Source organism: Halomonas sp. JB37 (genome assembly GCF_002332255.1).
GTDB classification, from domain to species: domain Bacteria; phylum Pseudomonadota; class Gammaproteobacteria; order Pseudomonadales; family Halomonadaceae; genus Vreelandella; species Vreelandella casei.
In genome coordinates, this window is the sequence record NZ_NRGW01000001.1 from 2,279,404 (window position 1) to 2,298,424 (window position 19,021).

The 19,021-nt window shown below is 51.8% G+C and carries 17 protein-coding genes; 13 read left to right on the top strand and 4 right to left on the bottom strand.

The annotated features are described in order from the left end of the window. The 3 genes from xdhC to xdhA are packed head-to-tail and all read right to left on the bottom strand — an operon-like array spanning window position 1 to window position 4,806. Complete coding sequence (gene xdhC, locus CIK78_RS10605; RefSeq protein WP_096279821.1) at window positions 1-882, bottom strand: xanthine dehydrogenase accessory protein XdhC; 882 nt, start codon at window positions 880-882, stop codon at window positions 1-3. Next, the gene (xdhB, locus tag CIK78_RS10610; RefSeq protein WP_096279823.1) at window positions 879-3,317 is read right to left on the bottom strand and encodes a xanthine dehydrogenase molybdopterin binding subunit; all 2,439 of its coding nucleotides are present in this window, start codon (window positions 3,315-3,317) and stop codon (window positions 879-881) included. The genes xdhC and xdhB overlap by 4 nt, the downstream gene beginning before the upstream one ends. Then, window positions 3,301-4,806 carry a xanthine dehydrogenase small subunit gene (gene xdhA / locus CIK78_RS10615; RefSeq protein ID WP_096282352.1) on the bottom strand — a complete coding sequence of 502 codons (1,506 nt, stop codon included), beginning with the start codon at window positions 4,804-4,806 and terminating at the stop codon, window positions 3,301-3,303. Before xdhA ends, xdhB begins: the two co-directional genes overlap by 17 nt. Window positions 4,807-5,020: 214 nt before the next feature. Here xdhA and CIK78_RS10620 point away from each other — a divergent pair, with 214 nt between their 5' ends. Together CIK78_RS10620 and hrpB are read left to right on the top strand one after the other, a co-directional pair. Next, window positions 5,021-5,683 (top strand): TetR family transcriptional regulator C-terminal domain-containing protein, encoded by a 663-nt coding sequence (locus CIK78_RS10620; RefSeq protein WP_096279825.1) that lies wholly within the window; start codon window positions 5,021-5,023, stop codon window positions 5,681-5,683. Window positions 5,684-5,690: 7 nt separating this feature from the next. Continuing rightward, the gene (gene hrpB / locus CIK78_RS10625; protein WP_096279827.1) at window positions 5,691-8,135 is read left to right on the top strand and encodes an ATP-dependent helicase HrpB; all 2,445 of its coding nucleotides are present in this window, start codon (window positions 5,691-5,693) and stop codon (window positions 8,133-8,135) included. Between the two features lie 46 nt (window positions 8,136-8,181). Here the strand turns inward: hrpB and CIK78_RS10630 are convergent, their stop codons facing one another. Then, on the bottom strand, window positions 8,182-8,400 hold the full coding sequence (locus tag CIK78_RS10630; RefSeq protein ID WP_096279829.1) for a hypothetical protein: 219 nt from the start codon (window positions 8,398-8,400) through the stop codon (window positions 8,182-8,184). A 313-nt stretch (window positions 8,401-8,713) separates the two neighbouring features. Here CIK78_RS10630 and CIK78_RS10635 point away from each other — a divergent pair, with 313 nt between their 5' ends. The 11 genes from CIK78_RS10635 (at window position 8,714) to CIK78_RS10685 (ending at window position 18,810) form a co-directional block, all read left to right on the top strand. Then, window positions 8,714-9,181 carry a DUF2489 domain-containing protein gene (locus CIK78_RS10635; RefSeq protein ID WP_096279831.1) on the top strand — a complete coding sequence of 156 codons (468 nt, stop codon included), beginning with the start codon at window positions 8,714-8,716 and terminating at the stop codon, window positions 9,179-9,181. A 306-nt stretch (window positions 9,182-9,487) separates the two neighbouring features. Then, window positions 9,488-10,357, top strand: a complete 870-nt coding sequence (locus CIK78_RS10640) for an OmpA family protein (protein ID WP_096279833.1) — start codon at window positions 9,488-9,490, stop codon at window positions 10,355-10,357. Between the two features lie 220 nt (window positions 10,358-10,577). Continuing rightward, entirely contained in the window at window positions 10,578-12,500 is a 1,923-nt protein-coding gene (thrS, locus tag CIK78_RS10645) for a threonine--tRNA ligase (protein ID WP_096279835.1), read from the top strand. 60 nt (window positions 12,501-12,560) lie between these two features. Then, on the top strand, window positions 12,561-13,052 hold the full coding sequence (infC, locus tag CIK78_RS10650) for a translation initiation factor IF-3 (RefSeq protein WP_141393037.1): 492 nt from the start codon (window positions 12,561-12,563) through the stop codon (window positions 13,050-13,052). A gap of 82 nt (window positions 13,053-13,134) precedes the next feature. Beyond that, window positions 13,135-13,329, top strand: coding sequence for a 50S ribosomal protein L35 (gene rpmI / locus CIK78_RS10655; protein WP_009724291.1), 195 nt, complete (start codon window positions 13,135-13,137; stop codon window positions 13,327-13,329). A 64-nt stretch (window positions 13,330-13,393) separates the two neighbouring features. Further along, window positions 13,394-13,747 carry a 50S ribosomal protein L20 gene (rplT, locus tag CIK78_RS10660; RefSeq protein ID WP_078087679.1) on the top strand — a complete coding sequence of 118 codons (354 nt, stop codon included), beginning with the start codon at window positions 13,394-13,396 and terminating at the stop codon, window positions 13,745-13,747. 159 nt (window positions 13,748-13,906) lie between these two features. Further along, entirely contained in the window at window positions 13,907-14,926 is a 1,020-nt protein-coding gene (gene pheS, locus CIK78_RS10665) for a phenylalanine--tRNA ligase subunit alpha (protein WP_096279839.1), read from the top strand. A gap of 26 nt (window positions 14,927-14,952) precedes the next feature. Beyond that, entirely contained in the window at window positions 14,953-17,334 is a 2,382-nt protein-coding gene (gene pheT, locus CIK78_RS10670) for a phenylalanine--tRNA ligase subunit beta (protein ID WP_096279842.1), read from the top strand. An 87-nt stretch (window positions 17,335-17,421) separates the two neighbouring features. Next, window positions 17,422-17,721 carry an integration host factor subunit alpha gene (locus CIK78_RS10675; RefSeq protein WP_096279844.1) on the top strand — a complete coding sequence of 100 codons (300 nt, stop codon included), beginning with the start codon at window positions 17,422-17,424 and terminating at the stop codon, window positions 17,719-17,721. Window positions 17,722-17,964: 243 nt separating this feature from the next. Beyond that, complete coding sequence (locus CIK78_RS10680) at window positions 17,965-18,429, top strand: flavodoxin (protein ID WP_096279846.1); 465 nt, start codon at window positions 17,965-17,967, stop codon at window positions 18,427-18,429. Window positions 18,430-18,432: 3 nt separating this feature from the next. After that, complete coding sequence (locus tag CIK78_RS10685; protein WP_096279848.1) at window positions 18,433-18,810, top strand: hypothetical protein; 378 nt, start codon at window positions 18,433-18,435, stop codon at window positions 18,808-18,810. Window positions 18,811-19,021 lie beyond the last annotated feature (211 nt).

The following is a 19,021-nucleotide window of genomic DNA, read 5'->3' on the forward strand; positions in this document are numbered from 1 at the left end:
TCAACTCGTGGTAGTAGAGGATTCGTCAAATAGTGCTCGCAGCGCCTGAGGATCGAGGCCACGAGTGTCCTGTGGGGCAGGCGTGTCAGCCAGCCAGAGCAGCTCAGTGATCACAGTCAAAGCAATCGCATAGGGCGTCTTATTGCTCAACTTTTTACCATGAAGACAGCCGATGGGGCTGCGTACCCGCTGAATTTGTTCAGCGGTGTAATCATCACGTTGAAGGCGCCCACGGAAGCTTGCCCATTTGCTTTCAGAGCCAATTAACCCAATGGAACCTAGGTCATCTCGCTGAATAAGCGCTGCAATCAGTGCGTAATCTTCATCATGTTGATGCGTGAGTACCAGCGCATGTGCGCATGACGGCAGTTCGGCCACGCATTGCTGAGCATCATGTAGCGCTTGATAGGTCAGGCGAGGGTGACGTTGTGTGTTTTCACAAATATTATCAAAGGCATCACTGCGGCTGTCGTACCAATATAGCTGCCAAGGTAAGGGGGCGCTTAGCTTAACGATTTCACGGCCAACATGGCCTGCACCAAACACGGCAAGCATTGCTGATGACCCTGAAAAGGCTTCTAACAGTATGTTGACGAAACCGCCGCAGCACTGGCCGCTGCGTCCGCCTAATGAAAAGGCTTCTAAGCTGAGTCCGTAACACTGTTCTGCCAAGCGCGCACGTGCGGCAGCAATGGTTTGCCACTCAAACGTACCGCCGCCTAGCGTATCGAAGATAGCATCTTCGGTAATGATCATTCGAGCGCCAGGCTCACGGGGAGTCGATCCTGCACTGGTGATCTGGGTCGCGAGAACATGTGGTGTGCCTGTGCGCTGAAAGTAATCAAGCGCCGCATGCCATGTGTTGGCGATTTGTAGAGTCACAGCGCTTTCTTCCTAATCAAATTTGCCGCGAGCATGACGCGTTCAGGGGTTGCTGGAGTATCTAAATGAGGCGATAACTGGTAGTCCGTTAAGCTAGAAAGCGCATCACGCAGCGCCGACCATACACAAATACCCAGCATAAAAGGGGGCTCACCGACGGCTTTGGAACGATAAAGGCTTGCCATGGAGTTAGGGTGGCCTTCCAGCAGGGCAACGTTAAAAACAGCGGGTAGGTCGCCAAAGGTAGGGATTTTATAGGTCGCAGGGCCATCTGTAACGAGCACACCTTTGTCGTTCCATTTTAGCTCTTCACTGGTTAGCCAGCCCATCCCTTGTATAAAGCCACCCTCTACTTGCCCCATATCAATAGCTGGATTCAGTGCTTCGCCCACGTCATGCAAGATGTCGACACGATCGATCTGATACTCGCCGCTGAGCGTATCCACGCTGACTTCGGCTACCGCCGCGCCAAACGCATAGTAGTAAAAGGGGCGACCCTGGCCGACTGAGCGATCATAGTGAATCAGCGGAGTGGCATAGAAGCCTTTTTCTGATAGTGAAATGCGATGGAGATAAGCCGTTTGAATCAGTTCACCCCATGGAATGCTGCGCTTACTTTTCCCGAAACCCGCGATCAGCATACCATCTGCCAGACGCATGCCTTCACGGTCTAGTCCCTCAGAAAAGTGCTCGGTCGCAAAGTCAAAAAGGCGTTCACGCAGCTTGCTCGCCGCATCGCGTGCCGCCATGCCATTCAAATCAGCGCCGCTAGACGCAGCGGTGGGTGAGGTGTTGGGTACCTTGTCGGTACGTGTTGCGCTAATGCGCACATTGTCTAAATCAAGGCCCAGTTCCCGGGCGACCACTTGGCAGATTTTAGTATGCAGTCCCTGGCCCATTTCGGTGCCGCCATGATTAATCATGACGCTACCGTCGGTGTATACGTGTAGTAGTGCACCGGCCTGGTTGAGATGCTGGGCAGTGAATGAAATGCCAAACTTAACCGGAGTGAGCGCGAGGCCCTTTTTAATCACTGGGCTATTAACATTAAATGCGCTAATCGCTTTTCGGCGTGCCCAGTAGTCGCTGTCTTTTTCCAGCGTCTCGACCAGCGTATGCAAAAGCTGCTGCTGGTCGACTTGCTGGCCATAGTGGGTAACGTCACGACCTTCACGATAAAAATTGCGCTTGCGGATAGTTAGAGGGTCTTCGCCCACTTGGCGAGCGATATCATCCATGGCTGCTTCAATGATCATCATGCCTTGGGGGCCACCAAAGCCTCGAAACGCCGTGTTGGATGCCGTATGTGTTTTGGCGCGGTGTCCGGTTACTTTCACATCGCCAAGCGAGTAGGCATTGTCAGCATGAAACATCGCACGATCAACGATAGCGTCGGAAAGATCCGGTGAATACCCGCAGTCGCCAATAACGGTAATTTCACCGCCTTGGATAACCCCTTGCGCGTCAATCGCAAGCTTATAGCGATTATGGAAGGGGTGGCGTTTTCCCGTGGCGTGCATATCCTCGCGACGGGGCAGCCGTAAGCGAGTTGCTTTGCCAGTACGACGGGCGATGATGGCGGCAATGCAAGCCCATGGTGATGCCTGGGTTTCTTTTCCTCCAAAGCCCCCACCCATGCGGCGAACTTCGACCGTTACCGCATGAAAGGGAATGCCAAGCACTTCCGCAACGAGCTTTTGTGTTTCACTCGGGTGCTGGTTAGAAGTCTGGACAATCACGCCCTCATCTTCGGTTGGCAGCACAACGCAAGCTTGCCCTTCCAAATAAAAGTGCTCTTGCCCGCCGATGAACAGGTTGCCTTCGATGAGTTGCTCGGCATGATGTAAGGCTTGCTGCCAGTCCCCGCGCTCTTGTACGTGGGTTGGGCGCACAAATTCTTCGCGCTCGGTAGCCTCGACCGGATCTAGACGGGCAGGTTGTTCGTCAATATCAATCTTTGCGAGGATTACCGCTCGTCGGGCTGCTTGTAGTGACGTCGCTGCAACGGCAAACAGGCATTGGCCTGCGTAGCTAATGTTGGTATCAACAAAAATGGGGTCGCCAGGAAATACTGGCCCTATGTCAGTATGGCCAGGTACGTCGTGGAAGGTAATGACATCAATAACGCCTGCCGCTTGCTTTACTGCGTCGAGATTTAGCTTGGTCAAAGTACCGTGCGCAATGGGGGACAAACCAAGAGCAATATGCAGCGCATCGGCAGGCGTTTTTAAGTCGTCGATATACGCCGCTTTTCCAGTCACGTGCTTCTCGGCACTTTCATGATAGCTAGCGTTGCCCGCTTGGCGTGAGCTCGTGTTGTCAACGGCATGGTTCTCAATGGTATGGCGGGCTAGCGGACCCGACCCTTGAATGTGGTCATGCAGTTCGCGGCGGGCGCGGCTGCTATCGCCATCCAGTTTAGTGAGCGTACGCATGGAGCATGACCTCCTGGTTGGGCGCTGAAAGCGTCAGGTAGAGCCGTTCCAGCAGGTTGGCAGCGGCCTGTTGACGGTAATGTTCGCTGCCGCGCACATCTCCCATCGGTTGAAAGTCGCTGGCGAGGGCTTGCTGGGCCGCTCTAAAGCCGTCTGGTGAAAGCGTTTGACCTTCTAATGCCGCTTCGCTGTTCAAGGCTCTCTTGGGCGTTGCGGCCATACCGCCAAAGGCAATGCGCACATCTCGCATAACGTCCTGTTCCAAGCGGTAGCTAAAAGCGCCAAGTACTGCAGATATATCATCTTCGCGGCGTTTGGATAGCTTCCACACCCGTAGTTGTTGGTTTTTAGCAGGTTGGGGAATGAAAATACGAGAGATAATTTCATCTGTGGCTAATGCGGTTTTTTTATAGTCGAGAAAGAAATTCTCTAACGACAGACAGCGATGCCTTTTTGTACTGGCGAGCTCTACCTGGGCGCCTAATACCAGCAATACTGGCGGTGTATCGCCGATGGGCGAGGCATTAGCAATGTTGCCACCGAGGGTTCCTCGGTTGCGAATCTGCTCAGAACCCAGCCGGTGTAGAAGATGAGCAAAGGCGGGGAAGTACTCTTTAAATAACGGATAAAGTCTGGAATAAGTGACCCCTGCGCCTATCCACCAACCGGGCTGGCCCTCAAACGTTGTCTCTTCAATGATGAGAAGCTCGCTAACCCGGGAAATATCGATTAATTGATTAAGAGTTGCCAAGCGTTGAGTGGTTTCCAGCCACAGATCGGTGCCACCCGCCACAAGACGTGCGTCAGGTGCTCGATGCCGTAGTTGTGTTAGTTCGGCAAGAGACTCTGGCTGGGCAAAAAAAGAAGCGTTACCTTCTGAATCTATTGATAGCGTTTCACCTTTTTCTACAGGCAGCGCCGCGTCAAACCATTGGGGACGCTCATAGGGTATGTCATTCATACGTAACGCCGCATCGCGGATAGGGCGATAGCCTGTGCAGCGGCACAAATTGCCACCCAGCGTTGCTTCAAGGCGCTCTTGAGATAGTTCTTGAGATAGTTCTTGAGATCGTCCTTGTGCTCGCTCAGATGCTCGCGGAGCACAGCGTTGGCGAATATCGTCATGCAGGGTAAAAAGAGACATGACAATGCCCGGCGTACAAAAACCACATTGGCTGCCATGGCACTCAATCATTGCTTGTTGCGCTGGGTGTAAGTGCTTCTCTTTCGTCAACCCTTCAACGGTCACTAAATGCCGCCCCTGTAGTTGATGGGCTGGTGTAATACATGCATTAGCGCTACTAAACGTTTGCGTTCCCGTCGTTGATTCACCGATTGCTACGGTACAGGCACCACAATCGCCCGATGCACAGCCTTCTTTAGTGCCTGTTTGAGCCAAATGCTCGCGTAATAAGGTTAAAATACTCGTATCGGGTGAAACGTCACACCGCTGAAGGGTGCCATTGAGTAGGAACGCAATCGATGCCATGACAAACTCCACTGTGATCGTATAGACCAGGATTGTGCTGACCGATCGGTCAATATGCATTGAGCTTGGGATAAAACATCTCACCTTGCAAGTGTTTGCTCACCGCACCACCTTGGGGCAGGCTTGTGTAAGATGTGACGTTTAAGTGCAGCCAATAACCCTGCCGAACAATGTGTTCCAGGTACGTTAGGCAATCATTTAAGGAACACGTTTGATGACCGCTGTATCTACCAGCTATGAAACTCCGAGTCGTGAAAAAATAGAGGCCAGTATTCTTACTGCCGCTGAGCTGGTCTTTTCTCAACACGGCTTTCGTGGCGCGAGTTTGCAAGTAATTGCTGATCAAGCCGGGCTTCCTAAAGCGAATGTCTTGTACTACATGGGAAGTAAGCAGGCACTTTATATGCGATTGCTTGACCGCATGATGCGCCGCTGGAACGAAGTCCTTGAAGACATTACTCCGGATAGTGATCCATCAGCGGTACTCAGTGACTTTATTCGTACAAAAATGATACTTGGTCAGCGCTATCCAGCGGGATCAAAATTATTTGCGGCGGAAATTTTAGCGGGCGCGCCTTTTCTAAGTGATTATTTAGCCGGCGAGTTACGCGATTGGGTTGAGGCGCGCGCTGCTATCATTCGTCAGTGGTCTGCGCAGGGTAAAATGGATGCTGTGGATCCCCGGTGGTTAATTTTCTTAATCTGGTCAGCTACTCAGCACTACACTGAATATAGCGCTCAAGTTAGCGGCATTCTAGGGCGAGATGCGTTGACACAGGAGGACCTTGAGTCTATCTCCTGCTTTCTTGAGCACGTTATCTTAAAAGGGTGCGGCGTTATGCAGGCCGGCTCTGGCGTGTCTTTGGTGGATAAGTGAACCTACCATGAGCGCCTTACCCATTGATCAGCATCTGGATTCTATTAAAGCTGTTTTAGCCTCCAGCAATAGGCTGATGCTGATTGCTCAGCCGGGAGCGGGCAAAACAACGCGCGTTCCATTATCGCTGCTAACGGTTGACTGGGCGAAAGGTCAGAAGCTGCTTTTGTTAGAGCCGCGACGTGTTGCCGCTCGTTTAGCCGCTAGCTTTATGTCTCAGCAGCTGGGTGAGCCGGTTGGGCAAACGGTAGGCTATCGCATGCGTGGCGACAGCTGTGTTAGCGCGCAAACTCGTTTAGAGGTAGTGACTCAGGGCGTGCTCACTCGAATGCTCCAGGATGATCCGCTGCTTGAAGGCGTTGCTGGTATCATCTTTGATGAATTTCATGAGCGCAGCGTCGATGCCGATGTTGGGCTGGCGCTGGCATTGGATGTTCAGGCCAGCATTCGTGACGATCTACGTCTGCTGGTGATGTCGGCAACGCTGGATGTTGATGCTCTTAAGCGAATTCTGGGTGATCAGGTTCCTGTCATAGAGTGTCACGGTCGCCAGTATCCGGTAGTAACCGCTTATCGTCCTGGGCTGAGCGGTGAGAGTGATGCCAATCATACGCTGCGTGTGGTCAACGAAGCGCTTGCAATGCCAGGCACGCAAGATGTGCTGGTGATTTTGCCCGGCGTGGCGGAGATCAATCGCGTCGTTGCTGCTCTGAACAGCGCTATGCCTCTTATGGCGGTACGGCCGCTGCACGGAAGGATGAGTATTGCTGAGCAGCAGGCGGCCTTGGCACCGAGTGCATCGCAGCAGCGCATTATTGTTTCTACTGCCATTACTGAATCGAGTATTACCGTTGATGGAATGAACGTCGTCATCGACGGTGGCTTAGAGCGGGTACCTCTTTTTCATCCACGAAGCGGATTAACCCGACTCACGACGCGGCGCATTAACCGAGCGAGCGCTGATCAGCGCAGGGGGCGGGCTGGGCGGCAGCGTGAAGGGGCGTGTTTTCGGCTTTGGGCTCAAGAGCAGACGCTGGCGCCATACGGCGAGCCGGAAATCCAGCAAGCGGATCTTTCAGCCGTTGTGCTTGAGCTGGCCTGTTGGGGAGTCTCGTCGTCAGAGGATTTGCGTTGGGTCACACCGCCACCAAAAGGCGCTTGGTCTAGTGGTCAGGCGCTGCTGATACAGCTAGGCGTATTAGATCAATATCATAAGCTAACGCCGCTAGGTGCCCGTTGTGCCAAGTGGCCGGTAGCTCCCCGAATAGCCGCAATGCTAGAGCGCGCCGGTGATTTAAAAGCGCTGCCGCTGGCCTGTGGCTTGGCCGCACTGTTGGAGGGGCGTGAAACAGCGCAGAGTTCTCTGGCCGATGAATTAGCACAGCGGCTTCGCCATCCGAAGCGTTTCCCAAACTGGCAGCGTGAGGCGCTAAGGCTGGCTAAAAAAGCAGGCGTGCGCATTAGCGATGCGGTGCTAGAGCCCCTAGGGCCTCTTTTAGCGTTGGCCTATCCTGAGCGCATTGGCCAACAGCTAAGTCCTGGCCAATTTCGACTCGCCAATGGCAAAACGGCCACGCTGTCATTAAGTAATACCTTGGCGCATCAGGCATATATAGTGGCGATCGCGATCAATAGCGCGGCAAATGGTCCGGTGCGGATAGTAACCGGCGAGTCGTTGGCGCTAGCGTCACTGTGCTCCCTATATCCTGGCATTAGCCAGTGGCAGTCACGCGTGGAATGGTCGCAAGAGCAGGGCCGCTTAGTTGGTGAGGAAGTGCAGGCGCACGGTAGCCTTGTGATTGCCCGGCGGCCTCTAGCCCGCTTGCCCGAAGAGGCCGTGAAACAAGCGCTGTTGGGCGCGCTTCGACAGCAGCCCGGGTGGTTGCTAGGCGATCAGCTGCAGCAGCTGCGTGGGAGGATGTCACTACTGAGCGACAATATTGGAGCAGCGTGGCCGGATTGGTCGGAGGAGGCACTACTGGCATCGCTAGAAAGCTGGCTGGCTCCCTACTTGATCGGTATAAATCGGCTGAGTCAAATTGAAAAACTTCCGCTAGGGCGCTATTTGCTCAATACATTGACGTGGGAGCAGCAGCTTGAGTTTGAACAGCTAGCGCCGTTAGCACTCGATGTGCCCAGTGGTAAACATATTGGTTTGGATTATGCGCCTTGCCTTTCACAGCGCCCGCCAGTACTGGCTTTAAAGTTGCAAGAAGCGTTTGGTTGGCGGATAACGCCGACGGTGGCGAATGGAGCCGTTGCAGTGATGATTCATTTGCTTTCGCCTGCGCGTAGGCCAGTGCAAGTCACCCAGGATTTAATCAGCTTCTGGCAAAATGGTTATCCAGATGTACGCAAGGAAATGCGCGGCCGATATCCCAAACACCCATGGCCTGAAGACCCGCTAGCGGCACTTGCGACGTCGTATACTAAAAAACGAGGTCAGCCGTGAGCAGACCTCATTTATATTAGCCAAACTATGTTTATTCACTGCATATTTATTCACTGCGGGTGTCAGGGATTTCATCGGGAATGCGATAGCGTACGCCATCAGCTTGTTGCTCTTCATAGCGTTGATTTTCATCATCGGGTACCACACCAATGACGGTTTTCTTTGAGCCATCCGGCCAAGTATAAGTAGTGCAACCTGCCAACAATAAAAGCGGTGCAAGAGCTAAGCCGCTCTTAATACGCAGGGTAGGGCGACGCTTGATCATAAGGCACTCCATCGGGTGGCGCGATTCGTATAAGTTAGCGTCGATTATTACATATTTGAAGCTATAGATTGGCATCTGTCTGCATGTAAATGCACAGATTTCTTCCCTGATCTGCAGATTATCCGCCTTGTTTGACTGTGATGCTGGCAGTCGGACATTCTGGCGTAGCGTAAGGGTTTTTATAAGCCTGTCTGTGGCCTGCCGGTGAGACTTATGGTGCCGTTAATATTCATCATTATATGCTATTAGCTTATTGGGGGTATAAGGGTGTACAATTTTCGTCAAGAAATTTACACGCTTAATGAGAGGTTTTATGAGCTCAACGGGGGCGTTAATTTTATTTGTGATGGCGCTTGCTGTCGTTATCGGTCTGTGCCTGTATGCATGGCGCTTGCGCAAAGAGGTTGGTCGCAGAGAAGCGTATCGACGCGATGAAGATAGCCGTGCGCTTCAGAACAGCTTAGAAAATCTCGACTATGTGGCGAGTGCATTAGTTCAGCAGCAAGTCGATATCACTGAGGGTGCATGGCGTTGTAAGGTACTACTAGAGATTGTTGACTCTAGCTTGGCTGAAAGGCCGGCATTTCAAGCGTTTAGTGAGCACTTTAATCGCACGCGACATTTGAACACTCACTCGGCTCGTCAGCAGCTGACAGCCCGTGAACGTATGCAAGAAGATAAAGAAAGATTAGCAGCAGAAGATGATATGCGAGAAGCAGTAGTGGCGGCGGCTAAAGCTGTATTAGAATGGCGGGCCAAAGGTGCAGATGTATTGCATTGAGATTATATTAAGAAGTATCAGTTTTGTGCGGCATGAGCCGCCAAAAGGCATCGCAAACTTTTTAGTGCCCATTGTGGCAATTTTGCTATGCTGAATGATGTCGGTATTGGCAAGAAGTTGATATCTTGGCATTGTTGCCTTCTTGCGCTTAAGCGTTAATGATAGGCACACCGTTTCGTTATGATTGAGTGCGCTGTACTTAGTAATGCGAAACAGGCGAAAAATGGATGCTCTCGCAAATAAGAAGCATTGGATAGATTTGGTCACTTAAGACCATTTCAGCATTGGATCAAGAAGGAGTTTTACATGAAAAAATCAACGACTGGCTTGCTAATCGGTTCCGCACTGGTAGTGGGTCTATCTGGCTGTGCCAGCTCGGCCTCTCAGTCTTCCGGCCAATCAAGCGCTAGCAGTGACAGCAGCTGGTACAACCACCCGTTTGTTTGCGGTTTGGCAGGCAGTGTTATCGCTGGCAGCATTGGCTATGCAGTTAGCGGCGATTCTGACGAAGAAAGTGGTGCCGCTACAGGCGCTGTTGTTGGTGGCGCTATTGGTGGTCTGCTGTGTGCTGATCGTACGCCTGAGCCTGTCGCTCCTCAGTGCCCTAGCTTCGGTGAAGTGCCTGCTGGCGTTGCAGTTGACGCACAGGGCTGCCCGCTAGATTCTGATGGTGATGGCGTGCCTGATTTCCGTGATCAGTGCCCAGGCACACCTGCTGGCGTAGAAGTTAACGCAAGCGGTTGCCCGCTTGATTCCGACAACGACGGTGTGCCTGACTACCGTGACCAGTGCCCGAACACCCCAGCAGGCGTAGAAGTTAATGCGCTGGGTTGCCCGGACAGCGTTGTACTCCAAGACGTTAACTTTGAATTCGACTCTGCAGAGTTGACTTCTAATGCACGTAACGTACTTAACGGTGTTGCTGAGCGTCTAGTAAACAACACCGACGTACGTGTAAGCATCGAAGGCCACACAGATTCTCGCGGCCCTGATGCGTACAACAAAAACTTGTCACAAGAACGTGCTGAGTCTGTTGCGCGCTACCTAGCTAGCCGCGGCGTAGCTTCTAACCGCATGCAGTCTGTAGGTTTCGGTGAAGAGCAGCCAGTAGCCTCTAATGAAACTGAAGAAGGTCGCTTCCAGAACCGTCGCGTAGAATTGGACGAGTGGAAGTAATCACACCTATTTTTGCTGGTTTTGCTAATCGTAGATAGCGATTAGTCAGCAAGAGTTTGGTAAAGAAGCGGGAGGCCTTGGCCTCCCGTTTTTATTTTGAGGCAGCGCTCAGTCTGCTAGGCTGGCCGCTGTTTATATTGTTAAGCTAAGTGCCTCCCAAGACCATTGATAGCGATATGTGATCCTTGGTATGGATCACCACTGCGCTCAAGGAACCTGAATGCCTATTGTGACCCTGCCTGATGGCAGTCAAAAAACGTTTGAAGCGCCGCTAACCATTATGCAGCTTGCAGAATCCATTGGCCCTGGTTTGGCTAAGGCCTGCATTGCTGGAAAGATTGATGGTGTGCTGGTCGATGCTGCTGATTTGATTGAGCAAGATGCCCGCGTTTCTATTATTACTGCGCGGGATGATGAAGGCGTAGAAATAATCCGCCACTCCTGTGCCCACTTGATTGGTCATGCGGTTAAACAGATGTACCCGGCCGCCAAAATGGCCATTGGGCCGGTCATTGATGACGGTTTTTACTACGATATTGAGTTTGGTCAATCCATCACGCCAGATGACCTAGAAGCTATCGAAGCGCGCATGCAGTCTCTGATTGAGCGCGAGTACGATGTGGTGCGCGAATACGTAGATCGCGATCAGGCTATGCAGACATTTGTACAGCGTGATGAACCCTATAAGCAGGATATTATCAGCGCTATTCCCGATGACGCCTCCATTCGCCTTTATCATCATGAAGAATATACCGACATGTGCCGCGGTCCGCACGTGCCGAATACTCGCCATTTAAAGGCCTTTAAGCTAACAAAGCTTGCGGGTGCCTATTGGCGCGGTGACTCTGATAACACCATGCTTACACGTATCTATGGCACTGCGTGGGGCGATAAAAAACAGCTTAAAGCGTACATTAAGCGCCTCGAAGAAGCCGAAAAGCGTGACCACCGCAAGCTAGCCCGTCGACTTGACCTCTTCCATATGCAAGAAGAAGCGCCGGGCATGGTGTTCTGGCACCCCAATGGGTGGGCGCTATGGCAGCAGGTCGAGCAGTATATGCGTAATGTCTATAAAGAAGGTGGTTATCAAGAAATTCGCTGTCCTCAGATTATGGATGTATCGCTTTGGAAGAAATCAGGCCATTGGGACAATTACGCGGACGGTATGTTTTTTACCGAGTCTGAAAAGCGTGAGTATGCTCTTAAGCCGATGAATTGTCCTGGCCACGTTCAGGTGTTTAATTCCGGCTTGCGTAGCTATCGTGAATTACCCGTTCGTTTTGGTGAATTTGGTGGGTGTCATCGCAACGAACCCTCAGGTGCTTTGCACGGCATTATGCGTGTACGGGCCTTTACTCAAGACGATGGCCATGTTTTTTGTACCGAGGCTCAGGTTGAGCCCGAAGTCACTAACTTTCATCGTCAGGCGCTCAAGGTATATAGCGATTTCGGTTTTGAAGATATCGCGATTAAGATTGCGCTTCGCCCAGAAAAGCGTATTGGTAATGATGACGTTTGGGATCGTGCAGAAGATGCACTGCGTAGTGCGCTGAAAGCTTGCGATGTTGAGTGGCAAGAGCTACCGGGTGAGGGTGCCTTCTATGGCCCCAAGATTGAATACCATATGAAAGACTGCTTGGGTCGTGAGTGGCAGGTGGGTACCATGCAGGTTGACTTCATGATGCCCGAGCGCCTCGGTGCCCAGTATGTGACCGAAGAAGGGCAGCGAAAGTCGCCAGTCATGCTGCACCGTGCTATCGTAGGCTCCATGGAGCGTTTCATTGGCATCCTGATTGAACATTATGCGGGGGCTATGCCATTATGGCTGGCTCCACAGCAGGCTGTCGTCATGATTATTACCGATTCACAGCGTGAATATGCGTTAGAATTGGAGAAACGCCTGCAAAAAAGTGGCTTACGTGTAAAAGCGGACTTGAGGAACGAGAAGATCGGCTTTAAAATCCGTGAGCATACGTTACAGAAAGTTCCTTACCTCCTTGTGGTAGGAGATAAGGAAGTCGAAGCTGACTCAGTGGCCGTACGAACACGTAGCGGCGAAAATCTCGGTACAATGACGGTCGATGAGTTTATTGAGCGCCACACCGCCGAGAGAGCAGCCCTGGCGACATCGTCAATTGCCTAAGGAGACGGAGCGATCAAGCGAAGCAACCAGCGAGGGCGTCCAGCAGATAAACGCCCACCAATGAACGAGCGAATCGTTGAAGAAGAAGTACGTCTTATCGGTAGCGACGGTGAGCAGTTAGGCGTAGTGCCTACCACCGAAGCGTTAGAGCGTGCTGAATCCGAAAGCTTAGATCTCGTGCAAATTTCAAATGCCGATCCCATTGTCTGTAAGATAATGGATTACGGTAAGTTCGTTTTTGAGAGCAAGAAGCAGAAAGCGGCTCAAAAGAAGAAGCAAAAGCAAATCCAGGTTAAGGAAGTTAAATTCCGTCCTGGCACCGATGAAGGCGATTATCAGGTCAAGCTGAAAAACCTGACGCGCTTTCTTGAAGGTGGTGATAAGGGCAAAGTCACATTGCGCTTCCGTGGTCGTGAAATGGCGCACCAAGACATCGGGCGTAAGCTGATGGAAAGGATTGCGGCTGACCTGGAAGAGATCGGTTTGGTAGAGTCTTTCCCGAAAATGGAAGGGCGCCAGATGATCATGATTATTGCCCCGAAAAAGAAGTGATCCAACGGCGATGCCAACGGGCCACCGGTAACACGGTGGTCGGCCCTGGATTTTCTAAAAAATATCGAGCGGAGTATTCCTCATGCCGAAAATCAAAAGCAACAGCGGCGCTGCGAAGCGCTTTAAAAAGACCGCTAATGGCTTTAAGCATAAGCAGTCTTTTCGTAGCCACATCTTGACCAAGAAATCGACTAAGCGTAAGCGTCAACTGCGTGGTATGAAGCAGATTCACGCATCCGACAAAGCGCTTATCCAGCGTATGCTGCCGAATTTATAATTCGGGTTTTCGTTTTTCTGAGTGCACAATTTTTTTGCCTCAGCCTTAAAGTCAGGAGTGTGTTATGACTCGAGTTAAACGTGGCGTAGTAGCGCGTCGTCGCCATAAAAAAGTATTGAAACTTGCTAAAGGTTACTACGGTGCCCGTTCGCGTGTATTCCGCGTTGCCAAGCAAGCCGTTATCAAAGCTGGTCAGTACGCTTACCGTGACCGTCGTAACCGTAAGCGTCAGTTCCGCGCACTGTGGATCCAGCGTATTAACGCCGGTGCTCGCATCAACGGTATGTCTTATAGCCGCTTTGTTGGTGGCCTTAAGAAAGCTGGGATCGAAATCGACCGTAAAGTATTGGCCGATTTGGCAGTACACGAAAAGGCTGCATTTGCTGCCATCGTGGAAAAAGCCAAGGCTGCCCAATAAGGTAAATTGCACTGGGCACTTGCCCGTGTAACGTGCCTGAGGTCATTTCAGAGTGACCCATCCAGGGGAAGAGCAGCCGCTCTTCCCCTGTTTTTTTGCCACCTTCAACGTGCTACGCCATCTTCAGAGATGGACATCGCTTAATTCGGAGTGAAACGGATGGATCACCTTCCTACTCTGGTATCTGAGGCTCGCGACGCCATTCAGGCCGCGCAGAGTGTCGCTGCACTAGACGAGTTACGAGTAAGCTACTTAGGTAAAAAAGGTGAGGTAACTGCCTTACTGAAAGGCCTGGGAAAGCTGTCAGCAGAAGAGCGACCTGCTGCGGGTGAGCGTATTAACCAGGCTAAGCAAACGCTTGCCAGCGAAATTGATGCTAAACGCCAGCAGCTTGACAGTGCTGCGTTAAATGCGCGTTTGGCTGCGGAGAGCATCGATGTCACGTTGCCAGGGCGCAATCAGTCCCAGGGCGGTTTGCATCCGGTTACTCAAACGCTTGAGCGTATTGAAGGACTGTTTACACGCATCGGCTACGATGTGGCGATTGGGCCTGAAATTGAAGATGATTATCACAATTTTGAAGCCCTTAATATTCCGGCGCACCATCCTGCTCGTGGTATGGCCGACACCTTTTATTTTGATGCTACGCGGTTACTGCGTACTCACACTTCGCCAGTGCAAGTCCGTACGATGAAAGATTGCGAGCCACCCATTCGTATCGTCTGCCCGGGCCGTGTTTATCGCAGCGATTCAGACTTGACCCACACGCCAATGTTCCACCAGGTGGAAGGTTTGCTGGTCGACGAAGGGGTTAGCTTTGCAGATCTAAAAGGTACCATCGAAGATTTTCTGCAAGCATTTTTTGAGCGCGACGATCTCTCTGTACGTTTCCGTCCTTCGTACTTTCCATTCACTGAGCCTTCTGCCGAAGTGGATATTCAGTGCGTGATGTGTAGTGGTTCGGGCTGCCGCGTGTGTTCTCATAGCGGCTGGTTAGAGGTGATGGGATGCGGCATGGTGCATCCTGAGGTTTTCCGTCACGCAGGTATCGATGCTGAGCGCTACACCGGCTTTGCCTTCGGAATGGGGGCTGAACGTTTAGCGATGCTGCGCTATGGCGTTAATGACTTACGCCTGTTTTTTGAAAACGATCTGCGCTTTCTACGCCAATTCGCTTAAGACCGCTGCCGAATACAGGAAAAACCATGAAATTTTCAGAACAGTGGCTGCGTGAGTGGGTATCGCCGCAGCTTGATACGCAGACAATCGCTGATCAAATCACCATGGCCGGCTTGGAAGTCGACGCTATTGGAGCTGTGGCCGCTGCTTTTAGTGGCGTGGTGGTGGCAACGGTGTTGAGTAAAGAGAAACACCCTGATGCGGATAAGCTAAATGTGTGCACCGTTGACGATGGCTCCGGCGATCCTGTTCAGGTAGTTTGTGGTGCCGCCAATGTTGATGTAAACCAGAAAATTGCCTTTGCTCAGGTGGGTGGTGTGCTGCCGGGCGACTTTAAAATCAAAAAAGCGAAACTGCGTGGCGTTGAGTCGCGCGGGATGATTTGTTCAGCCTCGGAGCTGGGGCTTGAAGAAGATACGTCGTCTGGCATCCTGGTGCTGTCGGCATCAGCGCCCGTGGGTGCCGATTTTAGAGAGTATATGCACCTCAATGATATGACTATTGAGGTTGATCTGACGCCCAACCGAGGTGACTGCTTAAGTATTAAGGGGTTGGCGCGCGAAGTGGGTGTACTTAACCGTTTGGCGGTTAATGGGCCAGAAATCACGCCGGTGGCTGCCGATATTGACGATAATTTTGCTATCAGTGTCGAGGCGCCAGAGCAGTGTCCGCGCTATATTGGTCGCGTTATTAAAGGCATCAACGTGCAGGCTGAAACGCCGCTCTGGATGGTCGAGCGTTTACGTCGTAGCGGCGTGCGCTCCATAGATCCCGTGGTCGACATCACTAACTACGTGATGCTGGAGTTGGGGCAGCCGCTGCACGCTTTTGATCATGATAACCTGCAAGGCGGCATCGTTGTGCGTATGGCCAAGCCTGGCGAGCGTTTAACGCTGCTTGATGGCAGTGACGTGGCGCTGCGGTCTGAAACGCTAGTGATTGCTGATCATTCCGGTCCGTTAGCGATGGCAGGTGTGATGGGCGGAGAAAACTCTGGCGTTAATGAAAATACGCATACTATTTTCCTTGAGTCTGCTTTTTTTACACCGCTTGCTATTGCTGGCCAAGCGCGTTCTTACGGGATGCACACCGATGCGTCACATCGCTTTGAGCGCGGCGTCGATCCGCAGTTAGCGCCGCTAGCCGTTGAGCGGGCAACCCGGCTGCTTATTGATATCTGTGGTGGTCAGGCCGGGCCGGCGATTGACGTGCAAAGTGCTGGCAATATGCCTGAACAGCGATCGATAGTGTTGCGCAGTGCTCGTTTGGAAATGGCGCTTTCCAAGTCGCTTGATCGCGATGACGTGACCGATATTTTGCAGCGTTTAGGGCTAAGTGTCAGTCTGGATGAGGGGAACTGGAACGTGGTTGCGCCCAGTTGGCGCTTTGATGTTGCCATCGAAGAGGACCTTATTGAAGAAGTTGCGCGAATTCACGGCTACAACAATCTGCCGGTACGTCGTCCTGCGGCACGCTTAGCTTTGCGTTCTGCTGATGAGGCCACGCTCACCACATCACAGTTACGCCGCCAGATGGTTGCTCGGGGCTTCCAAGAGGCGATCACCTATAGTTTTGTTGCCCCTGAGCTGCAGGCCGCTATTTTGCCTGACGCTGTTTCTCCTGTGCTCGCTAATCCTATCTCGGCTGATTTGTCGGTAATGCGCGCGAGCTTGTTCCCAGGTTTAGTGCGTGCCATGGAATACAACCTTAACCGCCAGCAATCGCGGGTGCGTCTTTTTGAAACCGGTCTAGTATTTAACGGTGAGCTGGATGCATTGTCGCAAGTGCCGATGCTAGGTGCATTGGTCTGTGGTGCGCGAGAACCAGAGGGCTGGAGCGGTGCTAAAGCGCGTGTTGATTTTTACGATTTGAAAGGCGATTTGGAAAGTTTGCTGGCATTGGGCGGTGAGTCAGGCGCTTGGCGGTTTGAGCCTGCAGAGCATCCTGCACTTCATCCAGGGCAAAGCGCTCAGCTATTGTATAACGCCAAGCCGGCAGGTTGGGTTGGTACTCTGCACCCGCAGGTTCGTGCAACGCTGGGCTTAAAGATGGATGCGGTGTTGTTTGAGGTGCGTCTGGACGTTCTAAGCCAGGGTCAGATTGCAGCGTTTGAGCCGTTATCGCGTTTTCCTGAGGTGCGTCGCGATCTCGCGTTTATACTGAGCGATGCAACGCCCGTTCAGGCACTGCTTGACTGTACTAAGCAGAATGCCGGTGATTACTTGCAAAATATCAAACTATTTGATGTTTATTCGGGCAAGGGCGTCGCTGATGGATACAAGAGTATTGCGTTGGGCTTGACCTGGCAGCATCCATCGCGCACGCTAAACGATGAAGAAATCAATCAGTTGGTCGATTCAATCGTGACACAAGTGCGTGTCGAACTTGATGCTGAGCTGCGCGGCTGATAATAACTAAGGTTACGCTACGCCGCTTATCACGTTCTTGGCAATGCGTTTGCTGCTGTGTTTGCCTCAATGAAAAGGAGAAGCCCTATGGGTGCGTTGACCAAAGCAGAGCTGGCTGAACATTTGCATGCAGAGCTAGACCTGTCTAAGCGAGAAGCGAAGGCTATGGTCGAAGCTTTTTTTGAAGAGATTCGAGCCTGCCTGCGTGAGAATGAGCAGGTAAAGTTATCGGGTTTCGGTAACTTTGATTTGCGTGATAAGCGAGAGCGTCCTGGACGGAACCCTAAGACCGGTGAGGAAATTCCAATTTCTGCCCGGCGCGTGGTGACCTTTCGGCCAGGCCAAAAGCTCAAGCAACAAGTAGAGCACTATTTAGGTGCAGAGTGATTTTCCTGCACCTGAGCTTGTCGCCAAACCTTGCTCGTTAAATATACGCTTTTAAAATACAGAAATGAGCGCTTCTTGAGCGCTCTTTTTTTTGCTTGGATATCGTGGTGAAAGGGCTTTTCTGCGTTGTCTTGGCTGAGCGCACTGGGGCGTATTTCATTTTATCTGGCCATGTTAATATTTGAGCGAATTCATCGGGTATCTGCCGACTTGATGGTGGGTACTTTTAACAGGGGAGTGACGATGCCGAAGCTGAATATTCTTGTGGGTACAATGTATGGCGGCGCGTTAGATGTTGCAGAGCAGGTAAAGCCGCTTTTTGAGCAGGCCGGTTACACGGTGACTATTTCTGAACAGCCAGCCTTGATTGACATTACCGAAAGTGACGCTGATTTGGCGCTATTTTGTGTATCAACAACGGGCAGTGGCGATTTTCCCGGTAACTTTGTTCCTTTTGTTCGTCACCTGCGCGATCAAAGCCCATCGCTCTCATCGTTGCGCTACGGTTTAATTGCGCTGGGCGATAGCTCCTATGGCGATACATTTTGTGGCGCAGGCAGAGCGTTAGACATGCTGCTAGAAGATCATGGTGCTACTCGGTTAGGTGAGCGGTTAGACATCGATGCGATGGAAACATTTATGGCCGATGATGCTGCCATTCCCTGGGTTGAAGAGTGGATTGTTGCTCAGCAGTTGAAGGTAGATTAAGTAATGCAGCGAGCCCCTACCTCACCGGAACGTATTAGCGTAGCGCTGGGTTTATGTGTGCTGATGCTGGCGGCACTGCCGCGCTATCTAGCCGGTGGTCACGAAACGCGTCAGATTCTGATCGTAGCTGCTTTCACCTTGGTGGCTGCGGCGGCTATCGTGCAGTGGCGAATGCTGTCATCCACTGCACGCCAAAAACTGCCTGCATTGCTCAAGCGTCTTGTTGTTATGATGCTATTAGGAATGGTCGCCATGGGGTGCTGGCATGCGCTATTTACGGACTGGATCAGTTGGCAGGTGTTTATTTCCCATGGCGCGACCCTGGGCGTGCTCATGCATACGCTGAGCCTGTGGTGGAAGACAGAGCGCCAGGCAGAATAGTTTTGTCGGTAAAGATTGAAAAATTCGCTGCAAGAGGTACAAAGCAGTAGAATGGTACAGATTACGTAACATGGAGCTAATAACGGCCTTAAATACGTTCTAAAGCACTTAATTGCTCACGTATTGCCTTGTTTTTAAAATCACTGCCCCCATGTTGCGAGCATGGCGCTTGCGACCATGCGTCGGGGTTCTTAAAATTGCCCCCTTGAAC